The 24,467-nt window shown below is 63.1% G+C and carries 18 protein-coding genes and 1 pseudogene; 15 read left to right on the top strand and 4 right to left on the bottom strand.

What is annotated here, in order from left to right:
- Positions 1-38 precede the first annotated feature (38 nt).
- The 9 genes and pseudogenes from ACWGTI_RS00895 to ACWGTI_RS00855 all read left to right on the top strand — a co-directional run bounded on the left by ACWGTI_RS00895 (position 39) and on the right by ACWGTI_RS00855 (position 11,298).
- Positions 39-1,397, top strand: a complete 1,359-nt coding sequence (locus tag ACWGTI_RS00895; RefSeq protein ID WP_454585376.1) for a mandelate racemase/muconate lactonizing enzyme family protein — start codon at positions 39-41, stop codon at positions 1,395-1,397.
- 104 nt (positions 1,398-1,501) lie between these two features.
- Positions 1,502-1,828, top strand: a complete 327-nt coding sequence (locus ACWGTI_RS00890; RefSeq protein ID WP_454585375.1) for an NIPSNAP family protein — start codon at positions 1,502-1,504, stop codon at positions 1,826-1,828.
- A gap of 8 nt (positions 1,829-1,836) precedes the next feature.
- A complete protein-coding gene (locus tag ACWGTI_RS00885) occupies positions 1,837-3,036 on the top strand; it encodes a mandelate racemase/muconate lactonizing enzyme family protein (RefSeq protein ID WP_454585374.1) in 1,200 nt (399 codons plus the stop codon).
- 400 nt (positions 3,037-3,436) lie between these two features.
- A pseudogene (locus ACWGTI_RS00880) lies at positions 3,437-5,481 on the top strand (SPFH domain-containing protein).
- Positions 5,482-5,860: 379 nt separating this feature from the next.
- Positions 5,861-6,796 (top strand): ABC transporter substrate-binding protein, encoded by a 936-nt coding sequence (locus ACWGTI_RS00875; protein ID WP_454574933.1) that lies wholly within the window; start codon positions 5,861-5,863, stop codon positions 6,794-6,796.
- A 99-nt stretch (positions 6,797-6,895) separates the two neighbouring features.
- Positions 6,896-7,819, top strand: a complete 924-nt coding sequence (locus tag ACWGTI_RS00870) for an ABC transporter permease (protein WP_454585373.1) — start codon at positions 6,896-6,898, stop codon at positions 7,817-7,819.
- A complete protein-coding gene (locus tag ACWGTI_RS00865; RefSeq protein ID WP_454585372.1) occupies positions 7,816-8,655 on the top strand; it encodes an ABC transporter ATP-binding protein in 840 nt (279 codons plus the stop codon). Before ACWGTI_RS00870 ends, ACWGTI_RS00865 begins: the two co-directional genes overlap by 4 nt.
- 210 nt (positions 8,656-8,865) lie before the next feature.
- The gene (locus ACWGTI_RS00860) at positions 8,866-10,395 is read left to right on the top strand and encodes an MDR family MFS transporter (RefSeq protein WP_454585371.1); all 1,530 of its coding nucleotides are present in this window, start codon (positions 8,866-8,868) and stop codon (positions 10,393-10,395) included.
- A gap of 66 nt (positions 10,396-10,461) precedes the next feature.
- The gene (locus tag ACWGTI_RS00855) at positions 10,462-11,298 is read left to right on the top strand and encodes an amidohydrolase family protein (RefSeq protein WP_454585370.1); all 837 of its coding nucleotides are present in this window, start codon (positions 10,462-10,464) and stop codon (positions 11,296-11,298) included.
- 32 nt (positions 11,299-11,330) lie between these two features.
- Here ACWGTI_RS00855 and ACWGTI_RS00850 read toward each other — a convergent pair whose 3' ends face one another.
- Positions 11,331-12,116, bottom strand: coding sequence for an SDR family NAD(P)-dependent oxidoreductase (locus tag ACWGTI_RS00850; protein WP_454585369.1), 786 nt, complete (start codon positions 12,114-12,116; stop codon positions 11,331-11,333).
- An 82-nt stretch (positions 12,117-12,198) separates the two neighbouring features.
- Here ACWGTI_RS00850 and uxuA point away from each other — a divergent pair, with 82 nt between their 5' ends.
- Entirely contained in the window at positions 12,199-13,383 is a 1,185-nt protein-coding gene (gene uxuA / locus ACWGTI_RS00845; RefSeq protein ID WP_454585368.1) for a mannonate dehydratase, read from the top strand.
- Positions 13,384-13,405: 22 nt separating this feature from the next.
- Here uxuA and ACWGTI_RS00840 read toward each other — a convergent pair whose 3' ends face one another.
- Entirely contained in the window at positions 13,406-14,572 is a 1,167-nt protein-coding gene (locus ACWGTI_RS00840) for an alpha-D-ribose 1-methylphosphonate 5-triphosphate diphosphatase (RefSeq protein ID WP_454585367.1), read from the bottom strand.
- A gap of 314 nt (positions 14,573-14,886) precedes the next feature.
- On the opposite strand from ACWGTI_RS00840, the gene ACWGTI_RS00835 reads away from it, so the two are divergent.
- The 5 genes from ACWGTI_RS00835 (at position 14,887) to ACWGTI_RS00815 (ending at position 21,830) form a co-directional block, all read left to right on the top strand.
- Positions 14,887-16,176 (top strand): D-arabinono-1,4-lactone oxidase, encoded by a 1,290-nt coding sequence (locus ACWGTI_RS00835; protein WP_454585366.1) that lies wholly within the window; start codon positions 14,887-14,889, stop codon positions 16,174-16,176.
- Positions 16,173-17,345, top strand: a complete 1,173-nt coding sequence (locus ACWGTI_RS00830) for an alanine racemase (protein ID WP_454585365.1) — start codon at positions 16,173-16,175, stop codon at positions 17,343-17,345. Before ACWGTI_RS00835 ends, ACWGTI_RS00830 begins: the two co-directional genes overlap by 4 nt.
- A gap of 21 nt (positions 17,346-17,366) precedes the next feature.
- Positions 17,367-19,079 carry an aldehyde dehydrogenase family protein gene (locus ACWGTI_RS00825; protein WP_454585364.1) on the top strand — a complete coding sequence of 571 codons (1,713 nt, stop codon included), beginning with the start codon at positions 17,367-17,369 and terminating at the stop codon, positions 19,077-19,079.
- A 48-nt stretch (positions 19,080-19,127) separates the two neighbouring features.
- Entirely contained in the window at positions 19,128-20,783 is a 1,656-nt protein-coding gene (locus tag ACWGTI_RS00820; RefSeq protein WP_454585363.1) for an FAD-binding dehydrogenase, read from the top strand.
- A gap of 162 nt (positions 20,784-20,945) precedes the next feature.
- Positions 20,946-21,830 carry a hypothetical protein gene (locus tag ACWGTI_RS00815; RefSeq protein WP_454585362.1) on the top strand — a complete coding sequence of 295 codons (885 nt, stop codon included), beginning with the start codon at positions 20,946-20,948 and terminating at the stop codon, positions 21,828-21,830.
- Here the strand turns inward: ACWGTI_RS00815 and ACWGTI_RS00810 are convergent.
- On the bottom strand, positions 21,802-23,340 hold the full coding sequence (locus ACWGTI_RS00810; RefSeq protein WP_454585361.1) for a hypothetical protein: 1,539 nt from the start codon (positions 23,338-23,340) through the stop codon (positions 21,802-21,804). The two genes, ACWGTI_RS00815 and ACWGTI_RS00810, sit on opposite strands and share 29 nt — an antisense overlap.
- The gene (locus tag ACWGTI_RS00805; protein WP_454585360.1) at positions 23,337-24,467 is read right to left on the bottom strand and encodes a glycoside hydrolase family 5 protein; all 1,131 of its coding nucleotides are present in this window, start codon (positions 24,465-24,467) and stop codon (positions 23,337-23,339) included. Before ACWGTI_RS00805 ends, ACWGTI_RS00810 begins: the two co-directional genes overlap by 4 nt.

Below are 24,467 nucleotides of genomic sequence, written 5' to 3'. Positions count from 1 at the left end.
CGGGCGCCAGTCGCAGCCAATCAGAACGAGGATAGGTCATGCCAAAAACGGACACAGCCGGCGAGGTGCTCGATCGGGTGAACACCAACTCCAGGCCGAGCGAATTGCGCATCACCGATCTGCGCGTCGCCGAGATTGTCGGCGCGCCATTCACCTCGGCGCTGATCAAGATCTATACCAACCAGGGCATTGTCGGCCTGGGCGAAGTGCGCGACGGCGCCAGCGCGACCTATGCGCTGATGCTCAAGAGCCGGTTGCTGGGCGAGAACCCCTGTGACGTCGACCGGCTGTTTCGCCGCATCAAGCAATTTGGCGGCCATGGGCGGCAAGGTGGCGGTGTCTCGGCAATCGAGATCGCGCTGTGGGACCTCGCCGGCAAGGCCTATGGCGTGCCGATTTACCAGATGCTCGGCGGGCGGTTTCGCGACAAGGTGCGCGTCTATTGCGACACCGACGCGGACAAGCCCAGTGGCTCCGAGACCGGCAAGCGGCTCAAGGCGCGGATGGATCTCGGCTTCACCTTCCTGAAAATGGATCTCGGGCTGGCGCAGATCTCCCACATACCGGGCGCGGTGGTGGCGCCGGCCGGCGTGCTTGACGGTTTGTACTCGCATGCCAGCCGCGGTCCGGCACGCACGCTGGACGAACGCCGGGCGCGCAACGCCGCCTATGATGCGCAGAACGTGCCGCACCCGTTCACCGGCCTCCATTTCACCGAAAAGGGCATCGACCGGCTCGACCAATATATCCACGAGGTTCGCGAGGTGATCGGCTACGAGGTCCCGCTCGCCATCGACCATGTCGGCCACATCTCGCTGCAGGACGGCATCCGTCTCGCCCGGCGGATCGAGAAGTACGCACCGGCCTGGCTCGAGGACGTGATTCCCTGGCAGTACACCGAACAGTATCGCCAGTTGCAGCAGGCTACGTCGGTGCCGATCTGCACGGGTGAGGACATCTACCTCAAGGAAGCATTCGAGCCGCTGCTCAGCGCCGGCATCTCGGTGATCCACCCGGACTTGCTGACCACCGGCGGCATCCTCGAAACCAAGAAGATCGGCGACGCGGCGCAGGACCACGGTGTTGCCATGGCCATTCACATGGCGGAAAGCCCGATTGCGGCGATGGCCGCCGCTCATGTCGCGGTCGCCACGGAAAACTTCATGGCGCTCGAATATCACAGCGTCGAAGTGGACTGGTGGGACGACATCGTCACCGGCCTGCCCAAGCCGCTGGTCAAGGACGGCTTTATCACGGTGCCCGACAAGCCCGGCCTCGGCATCGACGACGTGGTCGACGAGGTGATCAGCAAGCATCTGCAGCCCGGTGTCACTGGGATATGGCAATCCACCGAGCATTGGGACAATGAATATAGCTGGGACCGGACCTGGAGTTAGCCCAGACCCCCTGTCCTCATTCTCCCCAGGCTGACAGGGCCAACGACCGACCATTCGTGTCGACCTCTCCCAAGGGAGAGGCGAAGAAAGAAACGGACGAAACCATGATCTACGAACTTCGTATCTATGACTGCCTGCCGGGCCAGTTGCCGGCGCTGCTCAAGCGTTTCAACGACCATACCTTGGCGCTGTGGGATAGGCACGGCATCCGCCAGGCCGGGTTCTTCACCACGGTGGTCGGCGAAAGCAGCAATCGACTGACCTATTTTGTCGCCTGGGAATCCCTTGCCGAGCGCGAAGTGAGATGGAAGGCTTTCACCACTGATCCGGCATGGCTCAAGGTCCGCGACGAGTCCGAGCGCGATGGCCCGATCCTGGCCAATATTTCCAGCCAGTTTCTCGCGCCAACCGCGTTCTCGTCGGTGAAATAGAGGACATCATGAAAATCACCGATCTCCGGTGCGCCGTCATCGGCAAGCATCCCGTCGTCCGCATCGTCACCGACGAGGGCCTTTATGGCCTCGGCGAGGTTGAGTACACCAAGCCTTATCTCAAGCCTTGGGTGCTGCATTTCCGCGACGCGCTGATCGGCGAGGACCCGACGGACGTCGAACGCTGTATGCTGAAGATCCGCCAGCGCGGCTCGTTCAAGCCCTATGGCGCCGCCGTCAGCGCCATCGAGCATGCGCTGTGGGATATTGCCGGCAAGGCGGCCGGCGTCCCGGTCTACAAGCTGCTCGGCGGCAAGATCCGCGACCAAGTTCGGGTCTATAACGGCTCGATCCGCAGGAGGCGCACCGGCGACAAGCCGGAAGATTATGCGGCCGACGTCAAATGGATGATGGAGCGGCCGGAAAACTTCTTCATGGTCAAGCAAGGCATCAGCTTTCACTCCAACATGAAGACCTCCGTGCCCGACTTCCACTATGGCGTGCGCCAGCCGCCGACCTATCACGGCGCGATGGACCAGGGGCAAATCAGCGAGCGCGGCATGGCGCATATGATCGAATGCGTCATCGCGATGAAGGAGGTGCTCGGCGACAAGGTCTCTCTGGCGCTGGATTGCGGCCCCGGCTGGTTTCTGCCGGACGCCATCCGCTTTGCGCAGGCAGTCGAGAAATACAATCTGATGTGGCTGGAGGACATGCTGACCGGCGACTACGTGCCTTGGGTCAATCCGCAGGCTTATCGCGAACTCACGACATCCACCTCCACCCCGATCCACACGGGAGAGCAGATCTATCTGCGCCATAACTTCAAGGAGCTGATCGAAACCCAGGCGGTGCGCGTCATCGGCCCCGACCCCGCCGATATCGGCGGCATCGCCGAGCTCAAATGGGTGGCCGAGCATGCCTACATGCACTCAATCATGATGGCGCCGCACGGCACGGCGAACGGGCTCCTCGGTCTTGGCGCGCTGATCAACGTCTGCGCCACCTTACCCGCCAACTACATCGCCTTCGAATATCCCAGTGCCTCCGACCCCTGGTGGGAGGACATCGTCATCGGCCTCCCCAAGGGGCAGATCGTCAGGGATAGCATGGTCGACCTGCTCGAAGCGCCGGGATTGGGCCTCGACATCGACGCCAAGGGAGCGAAAAAATATCTCGCGGAAGAGGACGCCGGTTTCTTCGACTAACGTAAGACAGCCGGACGGATCGGCCGCCGACGGTTCTGACCCCGCCGGAGCGCCTTTTCGCGCTCTCGCCAATAAAGGCCAACCGCCAGGCTTTCGAAATAGCGTTGGAATACTTTTACGATTTCCGCGCGAACTATCTTTAAACCTGTTGGTGCGATACCTACGTCATTTGTTGTAGTGTCTATCAAGGCAACACCGATGTGAGATAACTCACGGCCACGTCGCCCCCACTGGGGACTCGGGACGCGCGGTCATTTTTCCATACAATGAGCAGCCCAAACGTTCGACACGCCCTTCAGTGCGTCGAGCGTGTCGTTGCGCAATCTCCCCGCTTCATAAATCAACACCAACCGGGTGGCCGGCGGGTGAACGAACCTGCGCGCTCCATAGGAGAGAAAAGATGGAAGCCCTACAATATCTCGGCCCGATCGGATGGACGGCGATCGAAATAGCCGTGCTGGTCATCGTGCTGGCGATCCTGTTCTGGTGGAGCGGCGTGGTCCGCTACATCCCAAACGACAGGCTCGGCATCCTGGAAAAACTATGGAGCTTTCGCGGCTCCGTCAGTAGTGGCTTCATTGCGCTCAACCGTGAGGCAGGCTACCAGCCGGAAGTTGTGCGCGGTGGCCTGCATTTCTTCATGCCGTTCCAATATTCGATGCATCGCGCCAATCTCGTCACCATCCCGCAGGGTCAGATCGGCTATGTCTTTGCCCGTGATGGCAAGCCGCTGCCTCCGACGCAGACACTTGCTTCCAACACCGACGCCGATGACTTCCAGGATGTGCGCGGCTTTCTCGAAAAAGGCGGCCAGAAAGGACCGCAACGCAAGATCTTGCGTGAAGGCACCTACGCCATAAATCTCGCACAATTCATCGTGCTCACCGCCCAGTCGATCTATGCCGTTAATCTGAGCTCGTCCGAACAAAACCTTTTTGCCAATATGTCCAGCATGATCTCGGAGCGCGGCGGCTTTGAGCCAATCGTCATCCATAATGCCGATGACATGATCGGCATCGTCACCATCCATGACGGTCCGGCCCTGCCGGACGGCGAGATCATCGCACCGACCGTCGCCAACGATCCGAACGACCCGAACTTCCACAACAATTTTCAGGACCCGGAGAAGTTTCTCAATGCTGGCGGCTACCGTGGCCGGCAGTTGCAGGTGCTGGCCGACGGTAGCTACTTCCTCAATCGCATTTTCGCGACCGTCGAACTGGTCGAGAAGACGGTCATTGATGTTGGCACGGTGGGTGTCGTCGTCTCCTATAACGGTCGTCACGGCACGGATATATCCGGGCAGGCATACCGTCACGGCGAGCTGGTCGAAATCGGCGCACGCGGTGTCTGGTCAACGCCGCTACTGCCAGGCAAGTATGCGTTCAATACCTATGCCGGCAAAATCATCACCGTGCCGACCACCAACTTCGTGCTCAAATGGACGAAGGAGCAGTTTGGCGAACACCGGCTGGACGAGAACCTGTCTGAAGTGTCGTTGATCACCAAGGATGCGTTCGAGCCTGTGCTGCCACTCTCGGTCGTCGTGCATATCGACTATATGAAGGCGCCGCTCGTGGTGCAGCGTTTCGGTGACATCAAGCGGCTGGTCGAACAAACGCTCGATCCGATGGTCTCTGCCTACTTCAAGAATATCGCCCAGACAAAGACGCTGATCCAGCTTTTGCAGGAGCGTAGCGATATCCAGCGCAAATCGGGCGAGGAGATGCGCGAAAAATTCAATTCCTACAGCCTCGAGCTGCAGGAAGTGTTGATTGGTACGCCCCGTGCTGCCAATGGCCAGAACAGCATAGAGCAGATCCTGATCCAGCTGCGCGAGCGCCAGATCGCGGTCGAAAAGGTCGAGACTTATAAATTGCAGGAGAAGGCGGCCATTCAGGAACGCACGTTGCGTGAGAAGGAGGCGCTCGCCGAACAGCAAGCCAAGATCACGACGTCGGCACTTACCATCGAGATCAGTGAGAACGAGGGCAAGGCGCAACTGGCCCGCACCCGCCAGGAGGCGGAAACCATTCAGGTCACCGCCAAGGCAGAAGCCGAGAAGGTGCGTGTCGGCGGCCAGGGCGAGGCCGACATGATCAAGCCGTCGCGCTTGCCGATGCCGAACGCATCAAGGCGACCGGTTTTGCGGAGGCCGAGAAGGTGCGCGCCATCGGTCTGGCGGAGGCAGAGGCCACCGAGAAGAAGGTCGCGGCCTTTGGCGGCCCGGACTATCAGCTCCACTCGCAGGTCCTCATACGCTTTGCCGAGGCGATCGAGACCGGCAGGCTGCCGATCGTGCAGCAGATCCAGATCGGCACTACCGGTGGCGAGAAGGGGGCCGCCAATGGCCTTGTCGAGATGATGCTTTCGATGCTCGTTGCCGATCGGGTTGGACCGCAGAATCTACCGGATGAGATCCCGGCACCCGTTGAGGAGGAATGATTGAGGATGGCCACGGCCCATTTTGCGCCCTGCTGGAAAACTGGGGCTGGTGCGGATTGCCGGGTGCCTGAGTATCGAAGGCGTCGGGCCGCCGGCTGACCAATCGGGCCGCCACGCTGTGGCGGCCCAGCGGGTGGCACAAAGCATCAAACTAGCAAGTAAGCCGGTCTGCCTGCTATCAGACAGGCGGCGTCGTCGTCTGATCATGGCGGCGCTGCTGCTGCCAGGTATCGACAGCAGGATTTCGAAAGGCTTCCGGTCGCTTTGCGGCCCGGCAAGCGATAGATTTGCGATAGACGACTGAACGTCAGGCGACGTCCAGCAGAAGCAGTGGGAGGAAGAATTGAAGGGTTTCATCTCAGGTCTCGCCGGAGGCGTCATGGCGCTGGCGATTTTGGGTTGCGCGAGCGCGCTTGCGGCCGACAAGGTCACCGTCGCGGTCACCGCGATCGTCGAGCATCCGTCGCTGGACGCGGCGCGCGCCGGCGTCAAGAAGGCGCTGGAGGATGCCGGCTACAAGGAAGGTGACAATTTGACCTTCGAGTTCGAGTCGGCGCAAGGGCAGCCGGCCACCGCCGCGCAGATCGCGCAGAAATTCGCGGGCGAGAAGCCAAACGTCATCGTCGCCATCGCTACACCGTCGGCGCAGGCCGTGGTGTCGGCGACGCAGGATATTCCGGTGGTGTTCACCGCGGTGACCGATCCGGTCTCGGCGCAGATTGTCACCGACCGCGACCATCCCGGCGGCAACGTCACCGGCATTTCCGACTTCTCGCCGCTGGAACAGCAGCTCGACCTGATCCGGGAATTCCTGCCGTCGGCCGCCAAGATCGGCGTGCCCTTCAATCCGGCGGAATCAAACAGCATCGCGCTGCTGTCGGCGCTGAAGGAACTGGGCAAGGCCAAGGGCTTCGAGATCGTCGAAGCGCCGGCATCCAAGTCGGCCGATGTCGCGGGTGCGGCGCAGAATCTGGTCGGCAAGGTCGATGTCATCTACCTGCCGACCGACAACACGATCATCTCGGCGCTGGAGACGATCCTGGCCGTCGGCGCCGAAAACAAGCTGCCGGTGTTCTCGGCCGAGAACGACACCGTCAAGCGAGGGGCGATCGCCTCCGTCGGCTTCGACTATTATCAGGTCGGCCTTGAGACCGGTGCCATCGTGGTGCGCGTGCTCAAGGGCGAGAAGCCGGGCGACATCGCAGTGCGCAACGCAACCGGCACGGACCTGATGGTCAACGCCAAGGCCGCCGAGGCCATGGGCGTGACCATTCCGAAAAGCGTGCGCGACCGCGCCAAGCAGGTCATCGAATAAAGCCGTTTCGCCTGGCGCGAAGGCGCCCTGCAGCACGGACGGATCAGGCGTGGCGCGCAAGCGCCTCGCCTGATTTGCTAGAAGATAACGGAGCGGTTCATGAACCTGATTTCCCTGATCGGCGCTGTCGAGATCGGGCTTGTCTTCGCGCTCGTGGCGCTCGGCGTCTACATCTCGTTTCGCGTTCTCGACTTTCCCGATTTGACGGTTGACGGCTCGTTTCCGCTGGGTGCGGCGGTTGCAGCGGCGATGATCTCGGGCGGCATCAATCCCGTCACCGGCACGCTTGCGGCGATCGTCGCCGGTTGCCTTGCGGGCATCGTCACGGCCTGGCTGAACATCCGCTTCGGCATCCTGCACCTGCTCGCCGGCATCCTCACCATGACCGCGCTGTTCTCGGTCAATCTGCGCATCATGGGCAGGCCCAACATCCCGCTGATGAACCAGCCGACGGTGATAGACCTGTTTGCCTGGTTGCGCCCGCTGGTGGAGGCTTCCGGACTGCCGGGACGGCCGACGCTGAAGGTGCTGGCGCTGCTGATCATCGTCAGTGCCGTCGGTGCCTTGCTTGCCCGCTTCCTGACCTCGGAGTTCGGCCTGGCGATGCGCGCCACCGGCGCCAATCCGCGCATGGCGCAGGCGCAAGGCATCCCGACCGAGATGCACACCTATATCGGCGTCGCACTTGCCAATGGCCTCGTTGCGCTGGCGGGAGCGCTGTTTGCGCAGACCGCCGGTTTCGCCGATGTCACAGTCGGCACCGGCACGGCAATTGCCGGCCTTGCCGCCGTGATCCTGGGCGAGACGATCTTCCGGACGCGGTCGATCGTGATCGGCATCTTCTCCTGCGTCTTCGGTGCGATTGCCTATCGCATCGCCATCGCGCTGGCGCTGAACACCGGTTGGCTCGGCCTGCAGTCCTCCGACCTCAATCTCGTCACCGCCGTGCTGGTGGCGATGGCGCTGATCCTGCCCAAGGTCGCCAACCCGATGCGCAGCCTGTTGAAAAGGGGTGCGGCATGATCAGCCTCAGCGATGTTCACGTCACCTTCGGGCGCGGCACGCCGCTCGAACACCGCGCGCTGCGTGGCCTGAACCTGGTCATTCCCGAAGGCGAGTTCGTCACCGTCATCGGCTCCAACGGTGCCGGCAAATCGACGCTGCTCAATGTGCTGAGCGGCACGGCGAGGGCGGAGAAGGGCTCGATCGCCGTCGACGGCACCGAGGTCACCCGCTGGCCGGCGCCCAAGCGGGCGAAGCTGATCGCCCGCGTCTTCCAGGATCCGATGGCCGGCACCTGCGAGCGTCTGTCGATCGAGGAAAACATGGCGCTCGCTTTTTCGCGCGGCAGCGTGCGGCGCTTCGGGCGCGCGCTCGATGCCACCCGCCGTGCGTTGTTTCGCGAAAAACTGTCGATGCTGGGCCTCGGCCTGGAGAACCGCCTGAGCGATTCGATGGGGCTGTTGTCGGGCGGCCAGCGCCAGGCGGTCAGCCTGCTGATGTCGACGCTGACCGGAATGAAGATCCTGCTGCTGGATGAACACACCGCCGCACTCGACCCACGCACCGCGGCCTTCGTGCTCGATCTCACACGCCGCATCGTCGAGGAGCAGAAACTGACGGCGCTGATGGTCACCCATTCGATGCGCGATGCGCTCGACCACGGCACGCGCACCGTGATGCTGCATGAGGGCACCATCGTGTTCGACATTGCCGGCGACCAGCGCAAGAGCCTCGACGTCCCCGATATGCTGAATCTGTTCCGGCAGGCGCGCGGCGACGAACTCTCCGACGACAATCTGCTGCTCGGGATGGGCGCGAAGCAGGCAGCGAGCGTGGGGGCGGGCAAGACGGACTGAGGGCTGACCAACGTCTGTGTGCGGTGCTTCGACCAGCCTCCGGAACAGTCGATCCCGCGGACCAGATCGCGACGACCATCATCCACGACTGTACCGTGGGCTGGGGCTCTCCCTGCTAGTCGAATGGACTGGGTCGACATGGCGTTATCGCCTATTTGACACCTCTTGGCCGTGGGCACATAAATCGCGCCCCAAGTTACGGAGACCCCGATGACAGTCGACCAGACGCTGCCAGATGCGGCGCCCGCGGAGGCCGGGGCCAGGCCCGACGTGACGACGCTGATCGTCTATTTCGGCGCGCTGGTCGCCATGTTCATGGCCACCATCGACATGCAGATCGTCGTCACTGCCTTGCCCACCATTGCCGGTGAACTGGGCAATCTGCATCTGTTCGGCTGGGTGGGTGCTGCCTATCTGCTGTCGACCGCCGCGGTCTCACCGTTCTACGGCAAGCTCGGGGATATGTATGGCCGCAAGAATGTGGTGCTGGCGGCGATCGGCCTGTTCCTGCTGGGCTCGCTTGTCTGCGGCATGGCATGGTCGATGGAGAGCCTGATCGCCGCGCGCGTGCTGCAAGGCATCGGCGGCGGCGGCCTGATGGTGTCGGCCTTCGCCATGATCGGCGAGCTGTTTTCGCCGCGCGACCGTGCCAAATACCAGGGCTACAGTTCGGCGGTGTTTGCGCTGTCGTCGGTGCTCGGTCCGTTGGCCGGCGGCTATATCACCAGCCTGTTCGGCTGGCGCTGGGTGTTCCTGGTCAACCTGCCGATCGGCATCGTCGTGATGGGGGTGCTGGCCTTCGCGATGCGCAGCCGGTTCAACGAGAAGCGGCACCGCATCGACTATCTCGGCGGCGCTCTGCTCGCCATCGGCACGACGGCCATCGTCTATTGGGGCTATCATGTGCTCGACCCCTCAGGGCCGGACCTCTTCACCTTCGCGCTGCCGGTGCTGGCGCTGGTGGCAATATGCCTGTTCATCATGGTCGAACGACGGGCCGAGGAGCCGATTGTGCCGTTGCGGCTGTTCGGCAATTCGACGGTCAGCATCGTCTCGGGTGTGTCTTTGGTCGCCGGAACGGTGACGCTCGGCATGTTCTTCTATTTCGCCCTCTACATGCAGACGCTGACGGGTCTGAGCCCCGCCGAAGTCGGCTTCCTGTTCCTGCCGGCGTCGCTGACGTCGATGGTCATCTCGATCGTGGCCGGGCGGGTGATCGCGGCAACCGGACGCTACAAATGGATGCCGGTGGTGGCGATGGGTATTGGCGGGCTGTTGATGCTGGGCTTCGTCGTCACCAACCAGCACACGCCGATCTGGGTGCTGGCGCTGATGATGGCGGTGTTCGGCGTCAGCATGGGTCTGCAATTCCAGGTGCTGATCGTGGCGATCCAGGCGGCGGCACCCTTGCAGGACATCGGCGCGGTGACGTCGCTGATCACCCAGGCGCGTACGCTCGGAGCATCGCTCGGCCTGGCGCTGAACGGCGCGGTGATGATCTGGGCCCTGAACCGGCAGACTGCCGAGCTCCCAGCCGACGCTGCCGCCCTGCTGCCGCAGGGCCTGAATGGGTTGACCCCGCACCTCGCATCAAGCTTGCCGGTCGCGATCCGCGAAGTTGTGCTCGACCACTACTCCAGTGGTTTTAACGTGATGTTCATCTGGGTGGCGGCGCTCTATTTCGTCGCCATGGGGCTGACACTGCTGCTCGAGGACAAAGAGATCCCGAAACGGGGCTGAGCAACGTATCTCATGCGCCGGCGCGGGCATCCGGCCATGATAGGAAACCGATCCGGCGAGGAAAGCATGATTATCGACACCCATCTGCATCTGATCGACCTGTCGGCGTTGCGCTATCCCTGGCTTGGCGGCGTGCCGGCGCTCAACCGCGATTTTTCGCACGAAGAATATGCAACTCAGGCGCGGCGCGCGGGGATCGAGGCGGCGCTTCACATGGAGGTCGATGTCGATGCCGCCGACATCGAGGCCGAGACCAGCCATGTCAGGGCGCAGTCGCTGGAGAAGGGAAGCCTGCTCAGCGGCGCGATCGCGTCCTGCCGGCCGGAGGAGGGCGGCTTTGCCGACTATCTCGAGCGCCAGCAGGCCAATCCGTTCGTCAAGGGATTTCGCCGCGTGCTGCATGTCATGCCGGACGAGCTTTCGGACAGTGGGCTGTTTCGAGACAACATCAAGCGGCTTGCCGGCACTGGGCTCACCTTCGATTTCGTGGTTCTGCCGCACCAGATTCCGCGCGCCATCGCGCTTGCCGACTTCGCGCCCGATGTCCAGTTCGTGCTCGACCATTGTGGCGTGCCCGACATAAAGGGCAATGGCGAACATCCCTGGCGCGAGCACATGGCCGAGATCGCGCGGCGCCCCAACGTGACGGCCAAGATCTCGGGCGTGGTCGCTTACGCCGACGCAGGTTCGTGGACCGTCGAAACCTTGCGCCCCTATGTCGAGCACACGATCGGCAGTTTCGGCTGGGACCGGGTCGTGTGGGGAAGCGACTGGCCGGTGTGCACTCTGGGCGGCGGCCTGGCGACCTGGGTGGCTGCGACGCATGCGCTGATCGCCGGCGCAAGCGCCGGCGATCGGGCGAAGCTGCTGTCGGGTAACGCCAGGCGGATGTGGAGGCTGTAGTTTTCCGTCCGTGGCTGTCGCTCGTCGGTGGACTACTTAACACCGATGCCTGCGGTCAGGCCGCCATCGATCCTGTAGTCGGCGCCGGTGCAGAAACCGGCTTTCGCCGAACACAGGAAGGCGATGAGTTCCGCCACTTCCTCCGGTTCGCCGATGCGGCCGAGCGGATGCGCCGCGCCGAACCGTTTGTAGGCCTCTTCGACATCGGCATCGCTGCCACTCTCGCCACGCGCGGCCTTCTCCAGGATCGGCGTGCGGATCGAGCCCGGGCTGACCGAATTCACCCGGATGCCGGCCGCCGCATAGTCGAGCGCCAACGAGCGCGTCAGTGTGTGGATAGCGCCCTTGGTCGTGGCATAGGCGGCGACGTTCTGCTGGCAGGCAAAGCCCTGCACCGAGGCGACGTTGACGATGGCGCCGCCGCCGCGCTTGATCATTTCCGGAATGCCGAAATGGGCGGTCAGATAGATCGAACCGACATTGACCGTCATTGCCCGGTTCCAGGTTTCCCAGTCGGTCGTCGTCGCGGTGCCATAGGGATGGACCGCGGCCGAATTGACGATGACGTCGAGGCCGCCGAACTTTGTGACGCCGGCCGCCACCGCGTCGCGCACCTGGTCGGAGACGGAGACGTCGGTGTCGATGACCAGCGCTGCTGCTCCAGCCCTTTCCAGCTGCGCTTTCATCGCCGCATTGGCGGTGCGGTCGATGCCGCAGGCGATGATTGCGGCACCACCGGCCGCAAGGCGTCTGGCGGTCGCCAGGCCAATGCCGGTCGTCCCCGTCACCAGGGCCACCTTGCCGTCGAAATCCGTCATTTTCGAAAACTCCCCATTTTCTATCGACTCCCGTCGCGGTCCAACAATAAGTTGCCAACCTCTCGCAGAAGGAAAGCCGAAAATGGAACAATGCTGGCGCTGGTACGGACCCGACGACCCGGTGACGCTCGATCATGTCAAGCAGGCGGGCGCCAGCGGCGTGGTCTCGGCGCTGCACCATATCTATGACGGCCGGGCGTGGCCTGAAGCCGAAGTGCTGGAGCGCAAGCGCATCATCGAGGAAGCCGGACTGACCTGGTCGGTGGTCGAGAGCATCCCGGTCCACAATTCGATCAAGATCGGTGCGCCGGAACGCGAGCGCTACGCCGGCTACTACCGCGACTCGATCCGCGCGCTGGCCAAGGCCGGCATCGCCACGGTCTGCTATAACTTCATGCCGGTGGTCGACTGGACCCGCACCGATCTTGCCTACCGCCTGCCGACGACGGGGTATGCCTTGCGTTTCGATGCGATCGATTTCGCCGCCTACGATCTGTTCGTGTTGAAGCGCAAGAACGGTGCGGCAAGCTATACGCCGGCACGTATTGCGCAGGCGGAAGCGCGGCTGAAGGAATTGCCGGCCGAGAAGATCGACCAGATCGAGCGCAATCTGATCGCCGGCCTGCCGGCGACAGAGCGCAAATATGATCGCGAGAGTTTTCGCCAGGCCCTGGCGGACTATGAGGGGATCGGACCGAAGGAGCTGCGCGACAACCTCGCCTGGTTCCTGCGCGAAATCATTCCTGTGGCGGAAGAGGAGGGGGTGCGCATGTGCATCCATCCCGACGACCCGCCGTTCTCGCTTTATGGCCTGCCGCGCGTCGTTTCGACCGCCGAGGATGCGCGTTTCATTCTCAATGCCGTCGACAGCCAGGCCAATGGCCTGACGTTCTGCACCGGCTCCTACGGCACGCGCGCCGACAACAACATTGTCGCCATGGTCAAGGAATTCGCCGATCGCATCCATTTCGCCCATCTGCGCAACATCACCATCGAGAAGGACGGCTCGTTCTACGAGGCCGAGCATCTCGAGGGCGGCACCGATATGGCGCATGTCATCCTTGCGTTGATGCAGGAAGAGGCGCGCCGCCACAGAGAGGGCCGCGCCGACTGGCAAATCCCGATGCGGCCGGACCATGGCCATCTGCTCGCCGACGACATCGGCAAGACGAGGATCAACCCCGGCTACTCGCTGATCGGCCGCCTGAAAGGCCTCGCCGAACTGCGCGGCATCATGCGCGCCGTGGAGACGTTCGGGCTGGCTTGAGAAGCGCCAAGCGGCCTGCGTTTCAATGCCAGCGCCGGTTCAGTGTGCCGTCGCTGTAGATCATGCGGCCGGCTCGGAATGTCGCCCGCACCCGCGCGACCGGGTGGCGATCGGCGATGACGAGATCGGCGAGAAGTCCAGGCTCGATGGCGCCACGGTCGGTTAGGCCTAGTGCCGTCGCCGGGTTGGCGCTGGTCAGCGCCGCCGCCGTCACCAAGCCGCCGTTGCGCAGCTCAGCCAGGCCAAGCATGGCCGGCAGGATCGAGGCCGGATGATAGTCGCTGGCCAGCATGTCGAGCAGTCCAGCCTCATAAGCCTGCCGCGCCGACAGATTGCCGGAATAGGACTGGCCGCGCAACGCATTGGGCGCTCCCATCACGGTATGCATTGCGAGCCTTCGGGCTTCCTGCGCCGCTTCCAGGGTCACCGGGAATTCGCTGAGCTTAGCGCCGAGGCCATGAACCAGTTCCACCTTCTCCAGCGTGTCGTCGTCATGCGAGGCAAGCGCGACGCCATTTGCCTGCGCACGCGCCGACAGGTCCTGCAAAGCGTTGAGCACATCGCCCTGGCCTTCGCGGCCGGCGATGCGGTGACCGACGACCTCGGACGCCTGGGCAACCGACATGCCGCGCTCCTTGGCGATGCGGGCGATGTAGAGCTCGACATCACGATACTGCCCTTGTCCAGGCGTGTGGTCCATCAGCGAGATCAGATCCAGCCTGCCGGCATCCATCAGCTTCTGCAGCATGGGAACCGCCGGGGTGAAGGTGACTTCGAAGCGGGCATGGATGCGGTGGTCGACCAGCAGATGGTCCTTCATCCCGGCAATTGTGTCGATGGTCGCCGAGGTATGGTCTTCCGACCGCTGCACGCCGCTGGTGATGCTGGCACCGATGAAGGAGAGCGCGGCATAGGCCGTGGTGATGCCACACGAAGCCAGCTTCTTGTCGAGTTCGGCAATGCCGATCTGCATCGGCACATGCACGCCGAGGCGCGGCTCGACTTCCTTCTCGACCATATCGCCATGCATGTCGATGAAGCCGGGCAGAAGCAGGCGGCCGCCGCCTGAGATGTCGGCATTTTCGACCGGCTCGTTACGGATCTCGGCAATCCGGCCGTTTTCGATGCGGATGGCGCCGCTCGGGACGATGCGGTCGCGCAGGACAATTTCGAATTCACTTAGCCACATACGATTTCTCTTCAGGGGACAGGCGATGCAGGACGGGTTTTCGGTCGACAAGACCAGGGGACAGCCGTCCCATAACAGCTGCTTGCCCCCGAAAAATGACAATCGGTGACGGGCCTTGTGATTGACGCGAAAAGTCACGGTTCATGAAAGTTCACGGCCGTTTTTCTTCTCAAGCCGGCTCAGGGCAGCGTACCGTTCGATTGCCAGCTTGACAGAAAGCTGACAATGTATCATATCCAAAAAGCTGACTATGTATCATATTATTTCGTGCAGCGATCAAGACCGGTCAAGTCGGCCGTTCCAGGGAGGCGATCGTGGGAGAGGCTATCAGCCAGTGGAGCAATTGGTCGGGTTATGTCACGGCCAGGCCGCAGGCTTTTGCCGAACCGCAGACTCTCGATGAGCTAAGCGTTGCTATTCGCAATTCACCCGGGCCGGTTCGCTTTGTCGGAACCGGGCATTCCTTCACGCCGCTGGTCAGGAATGACGGCACAATCCTGTCGCTCGATCGCTTCGAGGGTCTGAAGTCGCACGATCCGGCCAAGCTGACCGCGCGGGTCGGCGCCGGTACCAAGATCGGCGCGCTGGCAAAACTTCTGCATGGAGTCGGCCAGGCGCTGCCGAATATGGGTGACATCGACAAGCAGGCGTTCGGTGGGGCGCTCGGCACCGCCACGCATGGTTCGGGCATCACGCTCGGCGCGTATCACACCCAGCTCGAGGCGATGCTGATCGTCGATGGGCGCGGCGCTGTGAAGGAGTTCGACCGCGCCAAAAGCCCCGACATGATCGAAGCCATGGGCGCCTCGCTCGGCGCTTTCGGCGCCGTCACCGAAGTGACGATCCGCAACATGGCGAGTTACCGGATGCGGCATCGCCGCTGGACGGCGCCGATTGCCGATGTGCTGTCGCAATTTGAGCGCACGATGACGGCGCATCGCTCGGCCGAGTTCTACTACGTGCCGTTTTCCGGCCAGGCGCTGCTGATCGCCAGCGACATCACCGAGGCGCCGGCAACCGTGCGTCCGCCGACGGAGGACGACGATGCCGTTACCACGCTCAGGAAGCTGCGCGACTATCTCAGCTGGTTCCCGTGGCTGCGCCGCCGTCTCATCGGCTCCGCTTTCGCGAAAGTGCCGGCAGAGGACTATGTCGAGGACTGGCTGAAGGTCTTCACCTCGGAGCGCAACGTCAAGTTCAACGAGATGGAGTACCACCTGCCGTTCGAGGAAGGGGCTGGTGCACTCGGCGAACTCATTACGCTGCTCGAGACGCGGTTTCCGGACGTCTATTTCCCGATAGAGGTTCGCGTCGTCGCGCCTGACAACATCTGGCTGAGCCCCTTCTACAAGCGCCCGACCTGTTCGATCGCCATCCATCACGGCGTCGAGCGCGATCCGATGGCGTACTTCAACGCCGCCGAGCCGATCTTCAGGAAGCGCGGCGGCCGCCCGCATTGGGGCAAGATGCACAGCCTGACATCAAAGGAATTGAGCGCGCTCTATCCGCGCTGGAACGATGCCATGGCGGTGCGTCGCGAGATGGACCCCGACAACCGCTTCGTGTCCCCCTACATGGCCAGGCTGCTTGGCGTCGCGACATGAGCCTGACCGACACCTACTTCGCCGACCTGTCTGGCGCGCTCAGGGCGGCCGGGATCTTTCAACCTTGCCTGGTGCTCGATCTCGACCGGCTCGATCACAACATTGCTGCGATCAAGGCGAAGTTCGCCACGGGCCTCGATCTGCGCCTCGTCGACAAGTCGCTGCCTTGCCTGCCGCTCATCGAACACATCCGTGCGGCGTTTTCGACCGAGAGGTTGATGACGTTCCATCTGCCGATCAGCGCCGAAATGCTGAAAGCCTTTCCCGATGTCGATCTCCTGCTCGGCAAGCCGATGCCGCTTGCCGGCGCGAGACACTCCCTTACCAAGGGAGTGCTCGCCGGGCTTGGCGAGGCGACGTCGCGCATCGTCTGGCTGATCGATACGGAGGAGCGGCTTGCCGCCTACGGCGCGCTTGCCACGGAGCTCGACCGCGAGCTTCGTATCTGCTTCGAGGTCGATGTCGGCCTGCATCGCGGCGGTATCAGCGACCTCGACGCGTTGGCGCGGGCGGTTGCCGCGCTGGCGAAATATCCACGACTGAAGTGCGAAGGCGTTATGGCCTATGAAGCGCATATCGGCCATATCCCCAAACTGCTCGGCGGACCGGCCAAAGCGCGCGCCAAGGCCGTCAGCCTGTTTCGCCAGTATGTCGGCTGCCTCGCGCCCGACCAGCGCAGGATCCTTAATCTTGGCGGCAGCAGCACCGCGTTGCTCTATGACAGCTGGGTTGGCGCCAATGAATTGTCCATCGGATCGGCTTTCATGCTGCCGACCGATTTCGACGTGCCCAGTCTCAGCCAATTGCAGCCTGCCGCTTTCATCGCGACGCCGATCCTGAAGGTGGTCGATGTCCGGTTGCCGGGCCTCGACGAGCGCTCCTGGCTGCTGCAGAAGCTAGGGCTGTTGCCGCGGCGCGGTTGTTTTATCTATGGCGGCAAATGGATGGCCAAGCCCGTCCATCCCGCCGGGATGAAGACCGACAAGACGTTCGGCTTTTCGACCAATCAGCAATTCATGGCGTTGCCCGACGACGTCAATGTCGGACCCGACGACTACGCCTTCCTGCGTCCGACGCAGAGCGAATTCGTGCTACAGCAGTTCGGTTCGATCCAGGTCTATTCCGGCGGGAAATTCGTCGAGCAATGGGCCGCACTGCCGTTTTCGTAAATCGAAGTGGAGGAGGACACGATGGTCGCAAGGGCAGCCAAAACCCACCCCGTGCAGCCTGAATGGGCAGCCGAACTCGATCTGGCGCTCACCGATCTCGACTGCAAAAAGGATGACTGGGCGCAGACCTCGAATGGCGAGCGGATCGCCTTGCTGCGGCAGGTCAAGGATCACATCCGCGAGGTCGCCGAAGCGTGGGTCAAGACAGCGACGCGTAAGAAGGGCATCCCGACCGGCTCGCCGCTGGAAGGCGAGGAATGGCTGGCCGGTCCGGCGGCGCTGATGGATGGCTGCAACCAGTTCATCCACACGCTGAGCCTGATGGAGGGCAAGAAATTTCTCGACAGGTTGCCGGTCCGTACCTTGCCCAGCGGACAGGTGGCGGTGACGGTGGTTCCGAATTCGCTTTGGGACAAGGTGCTGTTCACCGGCCTCAAGGCCGAGATCTGGATGCAGCCGGGCGTGACCAAGGCGAACCTCGCCGCAAACACCGCCTCGGCTTATGACGCGCCGCGCACCAGCCGCAAGGGCAAGATCGGCCTCGTGCTCGGTGCCGGCAATGTCGCCTCGATCGCGCCGCTCGACTGCCTGCACAAGCTGCTCGTCGAACACCAAGTCGTTCTGCTCAAGATGAACCCGGTCAACGACTATCTCATCGATTTCCTCAAGCCGGCGCTGCGGCCGCTGATCGAGTTCGGCGCGCTGCGCATTGTGCGCGGCGGTGCCGATGTCGGCGCTTATCTGTGCAACCACGATCTCGTCGACGACATCCACATCACCGGTGCCGCCACCTCGCATGATGTGATCGTCTGGGGTCCCGGCAAGGAGGGCCGCAAGAACAAGGCGGCGGGCACGCCGAGGAACAGCAGGCGCATCACCTCGGAACTCGGCGGCGTGGCGCCTACCATCGTGGTTCCCGGCCCATGGTCGAATGCAGATATCGCCTATCATGCCGAACTGATCGCGACCCAGAAGCTCAACAATTCCGGCTTCAACTGCATCGCCTGCCAGATGCTGGTGCTGCCGGAGAACTGGGACAAATCCGAAGCGCTGCTGGCGGCACTCGAAAAGGTGATGCAGAGGGCCCCGTCGCGGCCAGCTTACTACCCGGGCGCCACCAAGCGCCTCACCGCGTTCGAGGCGCATGCCGACGGCGTGCAGAAATTCGAGCGCCCTGCCGGACCGGCCTGCGTGGTGGTGTCGTTCCGGCCGGGCACTGACGCCTACTTCGAAAATGCCGAAGTGTTTGCGCCGGGGCTCAGCGTCATGCGGCTGCCGGCGGGCAATGCCGAATCCTACCTGCGCGCTGCAGTCGCCTACGCCAATGAAAAGCTGCACGGCACGCTCGCCGCCAACATTCTCATCCATCCCAAGACAATCGCCGAGATCGGGCGGCAGCGCTTCGAGGAGATCGTTGCTGAATTGCGCTATGGCGGAATCGGCATCAATTCCTGGAGCGGCGTTCTGTTCGCGCTGCTGCGGCCGACCTGGGGCGCTTTCCCCGGCCACACGCTCGACGACGTGCAGAGCGGGATCGGCGTCGTCCACAACACCTATTTGTTCGACAAGCCGGAACGCAGCGTGCTCGAAGCGCCGTTCCGCATCATGCCGAAGCCGGCGTGGTTCCTGACCCACAAAAGGGCAGATGTCGTCGGCCGTCTGATCACCGAGTTCAATTACCGGCCGAGCCTTCTGAAACTGCCGCGTATCATCTGGAACGCGCTGCGCGGCTAGCGCAAGCAGGCGAAGACAACGACAGAAAGCCGAGACAGGAGTTGCGACATGGCTGACGACGCGGATGCAATCATCGTTGGCGGCGGGCTGGCCGGTCTGGCCGCCGCCGCGGAACTCGGCGATGCCGGCAAGCGCGTGATCATCGTCGAGCAGGAGGGCGGCGGTTTTCTCGGCGGCCAGGCGTTCTGGTCGCTCGGCGGCCTGTTTCTGGTCGACACGCCCGAGCAGCGCCGCTTGCGCATCAAGGACAGCCACGACCTCGCCTGGCAGGACTGGTTGGGTTCGGCCCAGTTCGACCGGCCTGAGGATCATTGGCCAAGGAAAGTGGCGGAAGCCTATGTCGATTTCGCCGCCGGTGAGATGCGGCCGTGGCTGCACGGCATGGGCATGCGTTGGTGGCCGGTGGTCGGCTGGGCCGAGCGCGGCGGCGCGCTGGCCAATGGCCATGGCAATTCGGTGCCGCGCTTCCACCTGACATGGGGCACTGGTCCCGGCGTGGTCGCGCCGTTCGAAAGGCGCGTGCGCGAGCACGTCGCCAAGGGGCTGATAACATTGAAATTCCGCCATCAGGTCAGCCGGCTGATCAAGGCCAATGGCGCGGTCACCGGCGTCGCTGGCGAAATCCTGGAGGCGTCCAGCGTCGAGCGTGGCAAGCAGTCGAACCGCACCGTCGTTGGTGATTTCGAACTCTCGGCCGGCGCCGTGATCGTCACCTCCGGCGGCATAGGCGGCAATCACGAGCTTGTTCGCAAGGTCTGGCCGGTCGAGCGGCTGGGGCCGGCGCCGAAGCGTATGGTGGCCGGAGTGCCGCACCATGTCGATGGCCGCATGGTGGCGATCACCCAGGACGCCGGCGGCGCGGTGATCAACGCCGACCGGATGTGGCACTATGTCGAGGGGATCAAGAACTGGAATCCGATCTGGCCGAACCACGGCATCCGCATCCTGTCGGCGCCGTCGCCGCTATGGTTCGATGCGCTCGGACAACGCATGGAGGCGCCGTTCTTCCCGAGCTTCGATTCGCTCGGCACGCTGAAGCGCATCCTGTCGACCGGGCATGACTATTCCTGGTTCGTGCTGACGAAGACGATCGCCTCGAAGGAGTTCGTGCTGTCCGGCTCGGAGCAGAACCTCGACTTTACGGCCAAGGATTGGCGGGCAGTGCTGAAGAACCGGCGCGGCGGCAAGGCGCCGCCATCGGTGGCGGCGTTTCTGGACAAGGGCGAGGACTTCCTCGTCCGCGAAAATCTGGCCGACCTGGTGGCGGGCATGAACGCGCTGTCCGGCGACAACCTGCTCGACTACGACCGGTTGAAGGCGCAGATCGTGGCGCGCGACCGCGAGGTCGACCATGCCTACACCAAGGACGCGCAGGTCACAGCCATCCGCGGCGCCCGCAACTACATCGGCGACAAGATTTTTCGAGTGACCAAACCGCACAAGATACTCGACCCCAGGCACGGGCCGCTGATTGCGGTGCGCCTCAACATCCTGACGCGCAAGACGCTGGGCGGCCTGCACACCAACCTCAATTCGCAGGTTCTGGACGGCAATGGCGATCCCATTGCCGGGCTCTATGCGGCGGGCGAGGTGGCCGGCGGCGGTGGCGGCGGCTATCACGGTTACAACGCGCTGGAAGGGACATTTCTCGGCAGCTGCATCTTTTCCGGCAGGAATGCAGGTCGGCACGCCGCGGGTAGGTGACGCCGCGAATCGAACAACGCTGGCGTCGACCCAGGTCAGACCATCATCGGGTGCCATGGTCGGGGTATTTCTCGACGACAGAGCAGATTGTTAATCGTCCTGCGTTATTGGAAGCGTGGGGGTGAATGGATCTGGTAATCTGATCGTGTTCACGGGTCGACTATGGCAGTACTTGGTACCCATCCTCCCGACCTCGGCTGCCGGCCAATTCACCAGGGTGATTGGGACGGCGTAGCCGATTGCCTGCGCCGGGGCTTTCCAGAACGCAGCCGCAATTACTGGATGCGGGCGCTCGCCCGTTTGTCGCAGCGGCCCATCGTCGCCGATTTTCCACAATACGGCTTTGCCTTGGAGCACGCCGGCCAGATCGTTGGCGTCGTGTTGACGCTCTACGCCCGCTTCCCTGGCCGGGAAGGTGACGAAATCCGCTGCAACATTTCCAGCTGGACGGTGGACGAAGGGTACCGTCCCCAAGCCATGAAGTTGATTTGGGCGATCCTCAGACGGAGGGATGTGACCTTCACGAACATCTCGCCGGCACCGGCGACCTTGAAGGCCAACAAGGCACTCGGCTTTCAGCTTTTTTCCAAGGGACAGTTTGCCTTCCTTCCCGCCTTGAGTCCGGTGCACGGGTCGTGTCGGGTGCTTGAGGTTCGTCCCGATCTTGCCGAATTGGCGATGCTCTCCGACGGCGAAAGATACATCGTTCTGGAACACGCCGCGCTGGGGTGCGTCTCTCTGGTCTGCATTTGCGACGGGGTGGCGTCTCCGCTGGTTTTGATGCCGCGCCGAATACTGCATGGTCTCATGCCCTGCGCCCAGATCGTCTATTGCCGCTCCTTGGCGGATCTGAGCCGGTGTGCCGGCGCCTTGGGGCGCTTTGTCCTGCGAAGGGGAATCCTGCTTTGCCTCGTCGACGCCAGGGAGCCCATTCCTGGCCTGTTCGGCCGCTACTTCGCCAACCGGGGGATAAAATACTTCAAGGGTCCGAATCCGCCGGCGCCGGGCGACCTGACCTTCACCGAGCTTGTGGTGTTCGGGCCTTGATTGCTCGTTGCACTGCCAGCTCGCGCCAGCGCGTGCCCAGCGAGACACCGACGAGCAGCAGGCAGAAGGCGAGAGCGAGGGGTGAGTAGAATGCCTCTTCCTGCAGCACGGCATTGGCCGAGATGGTGACAATGCCGACGAAGCCGAACAGGAAATCCGGGTCGCCGGTTTCGATCAGCTGCCGACGTGCCGCCATGGCGAGCGCCGCCAGGAAGCCGAAGAAGGCCAGGCTGCCAATTCCCATCTGGTAGAGCATGACGCCGACTGCGCTTTCGACGGGGACGGAGGCGGCACCTTCCGCTTGCGCGGTCGACCAGCTGAGATTGATGCTGGTACTCGACAGGTTGCCGCCCAGCCCCAGCCCTTGGCCGAGCGGGTTGGCAAGGAAGTCGCGTATGCCTGCCGCCAGGCCGAGCACGTGATAGTCGCCATGGGTGGCGCCATAGGCGATTGCCGCGGTCGTCCAGACCACCGCCAAGGCGATGACGCCGGCAAGCGTCAGGCCGGTGCGGGAAGGGCGGTGGAACAGCCGCACGCACAGCGCGACGAGCAGCATGAATGTCGCGCCCTTGGAGCCGATGACAGCCAGCAGCGGCAAGGCGGCGATGGGCAGCAGCCAACGGCCTCTGAAGAGCAGCCACGCCGATATGATGCTGAGCGCATAGGCATAGCTGATCGAATGAAAGTTCGGACCGCCGATGCGAAAGACAGTTGGTAGGATGTCGTTGAAGAACGGCGTGTTGAAGAAGGTCGTCGTCATCACGTCCTCGAGCCCACGGAAAACGAAGCCAGTCTCCTTGAGCGCCTTCTCCCACACGCCGGTCTCGATCTGCCGGGAGATGTTACGTTCGATGTAGAGGTCGCCATGAAAGAGGCCGAGGAAATTCATCGTGAAGGTCAGTTCGACATAGCCGTAAATGACCGCGCCGGCGCCGAGCCAGAGCATGCTCTTGCGCAGGTCGATGGGATAGAGGCTGGCGGCCAGGACCGCGATGTGGAAACAGGCGAGCGGCGTGATCGTGTTGCGGAAGTAGACGACCGCGTCCTTGGGCCCACCGTGCACGGCGCCCAGGGCAAAATAGAAACAGATCGTCCCGCACAGCACGATGCTCAGCAGCAGCCAGCCGCGCAATTCGGTCAGCGCGCGCACTCGGTGCTGAAACGACGCCGCCAGAAAAATGCAGAAGGCGGTCATCAGGATGATGAAGTTCGTACCGCGCAGCGCATCGAACGTATCGTTGTCGGGGATGTAAGGCGTGTACCACGCCACCATGAGGTTCTGGTAGAGAAAGGCGCAGATGATCACGACAGGAATGCCGGCAGGCACCGCATTCGAAACGATCAGCGTCACTATGAACGTCGCGACAATCCCGAACGGCGTCCACACCGCAAAAGCCGAAACGCCGAGCGCCACGACGATGAGCGCCATCGAGATATGCAGCAGGGCCTCGGCGCTCGATGCGCTCGGTTCGCTGAGCCCGACGCGGGGATATGCTCCGGTGACGCTCATAGCTGGCCCGCTTCGCCACCCAGGAGGGCAGCCATCATCGAGGCGTCGAACCCTTCCGTGCTCTGCCTGTTGGCTATGAAGCCAAAGCCCTGGTCGAGCTCCCAATAGGTCCAGCCGATATGATTGGCTTCGGCGGCCTCGCGTACGGCACGGACCCAGGCCGCGCGGCTTTGCGCATCGACGCAGAAATTGAGGACGCCGAATTCGTTCAGCATCACCGGGCAGTCATGAGCCGCCGACCAGCGTGCAGCCTCGGCAAAGTTCGCGGCGATCGCGGCCTCGCTCCATGGGTTTGCGAGTTCGTTCTCGAGCAGGGAGGCGGCTTCTTCATCGCCGGCAGTGCGCAATTTTGCGATGAGGTCGCGAACCGCGGGGGTCTCCCTTGTCGCGGGAAACGGCAGGTTGGCCATGCGCGCCAGCGGCGACGTATCCCAGTTCTCGCATTGATGGGTGAAGGCCATCGGCGCATAGAAATGGATGGCGGCGATCTGGTTGTCATCGGCCAGAGGCGGTGCATCGGCTATTTCCCATATGCCTTGGAAGCGTGCCGGGCCCCAGACCAGCGTGTGACGCGGACATGTTGCACGCAGCGTCTCGGCGAGCCTGTCGCGCAGCGCCAGCCAGACGGCGCGCTCCATCGGCGGCTCGTTCAGCAGTTCCGGATAGACCGAGGCCGCCGGCAGATCGGCGATGACGGGACGCAAGGCCGTCCACGCCTGGACCACCTGTTCGCTTGCGGCTGCCGGATCGCGCTCGAAAGCGGTGTGAAGGTCGGCGGATGGGTGCATGTCGACGAGAACGGCAAAGCCCAGCTTGGCAAGACCGGCGACGCCACCATGGATGCGGCGGAGCCCAGCCCGGTCGCCGACCGAGATAAGATCGCTGTTCACCGGCAAGCGAATGGTTTCGAACCCCGACTGGCGCAGCTTTTCCAGCGTCGCAGTGGCGGGAGCTATACCTGCCTCGCGATCCAGCCATCCCGGAAGATTGAAGCCGCGCGACGGAACGCTGCGCGCGATCGTCGTGGCATGAGCCGGGAAGGGGAGGGTCGCAAGCACAGCCCGGCCAGCCAGCGCGAGCGCTTGCCGCCGTGACATCACCGGCAGCGATGTCAGCACCGCCGGCAC

Source organism: Mesorhizobium sp. ArgA1 (genome assembly GCF_053714375.1).
The sequence above is the reverse complement of the archived record's forward strand: the minus strand, read 5'-3'. Positions and strand labels throughout refer to the sequence as shown.

Excerpts from the sequence above, each read along its gene's own strand:
- ACWGTI_RS00870 (WP_454585373.1), top strand. The coding sequence starts at position 6,896 with ATGAACCTGATTTCCCTGATCGGCGCTGTCGAGATCGGGCTTGTCTTC.
- ACWGTI_RS00855 (WP_454585370.1), top strand. The coding sequence starts at position 10,462 with ATGATTATCGACACCCATCTGCATCTGATCGACCTGTCGGCGTTGCGC.
- ACWGTI_RS00815 (WP_454585362.1), top strand. The coding sequence starts at position 20,946 with ATGGCAGTACTTGGTACCCATCCTCCCGACCTCGGCTGCCGGCCAATT.
- ACWGTI_RS00865 (WP_454585372.1), top strand. The coding sequence starts at position 7,816 with ATGATCAGCCTCAGCGATGTTCACGTCACCTTCGGGCGCGGCACGCCG.
- ACWGTI_RS00810 (WP_454585361.1), bottom strand. The coding sequence starts at position 23,340 with ATGAGCGTCACCGGAGCATATCCCCGCGTCGGGCTCAGCGAACCGAGC.
- uxuA (WP_454585368.1), top strand. The coding sequence starts at position 12,199 with ATGGAACAATGCTGGCGCTGGTACGGACCCGACGACCCGGTGACGCTC.
- ACWGTI_RS00860 (WP_454585371.1), top strand. The coding sequence starts at position 8,866 with ATGACAGTCGACCAGACGCTGCCAGATGCGGCGCCCGCGGAGGCCGGG.
- ACWGTI_RS00850 (WP_454585369.1), bottom strand. The coding sequence starts at position 12,116 with ATGACGGATTTCGACGGCAAGGTGGCCCTGGTGACGGGGACGACCGGC.
- ACWGTI_RS00890 (WP_454585375.1), top strand. The coding sequence starts at position 1,502 with ATGATCTACGAACTTCGTATCTATGACTGCCTGCCGGGCCAGTTGCCG.
- ACWGTI_RS00820 (WP_454585363.1), top strand. The coding sequence starts at position 19,128 with ATGGCTGACGACGCGGATGCAATCATCGTTGGCGGCGGGCTGGCCGGT.
- ACWGTI_RS00885 (WP_454585374.1), top strand. The coding sequence starts at position 1,837 with ATGAAAATCACCGATCTCCGGTGCGCCGTCATCGGCAAGCATCCCGTC.
- ACWGTI_RS00825 (WP_454585364.1), top strand. The coding sequence starts at position 17,367 with ATGGTCGCAAGGGCAGCCAAAACCCACCCCGTGCAGCCTGAATGGGCA.
- ACWGTI_RS00840 (WP_454585367.1), bottom strand. The coding sequence starts at position 14,572 with ATGTGGCTAAGTGAATTCGAAATTGTCCTGCGCGACCGCATCGTCCCG.
- ACWGTI_RS00875 (WP_454574933.1), top strand. The coding sequence starts at position 5,861 with ATGGCGCTGGCGATTTTGGGTTGCGCGAGCGCGCTTGCGGCCGACAAG.
- ACWGTI_RS00895 (WP_454585376.1), top strand. The coding sequence starts at position 39 with ATGCCAAAAACGGACACAGCCGGCGAGGTGCTCGATCGGGTGAACACC.
- ACWGTI_RS00830 (WP_454585365.1), top strand. The coding sequence starts at position 16,173 with ATGAGCCTGACCGACACCTACTTCGCCGACCTGTCTGGCGCGCTCAGG.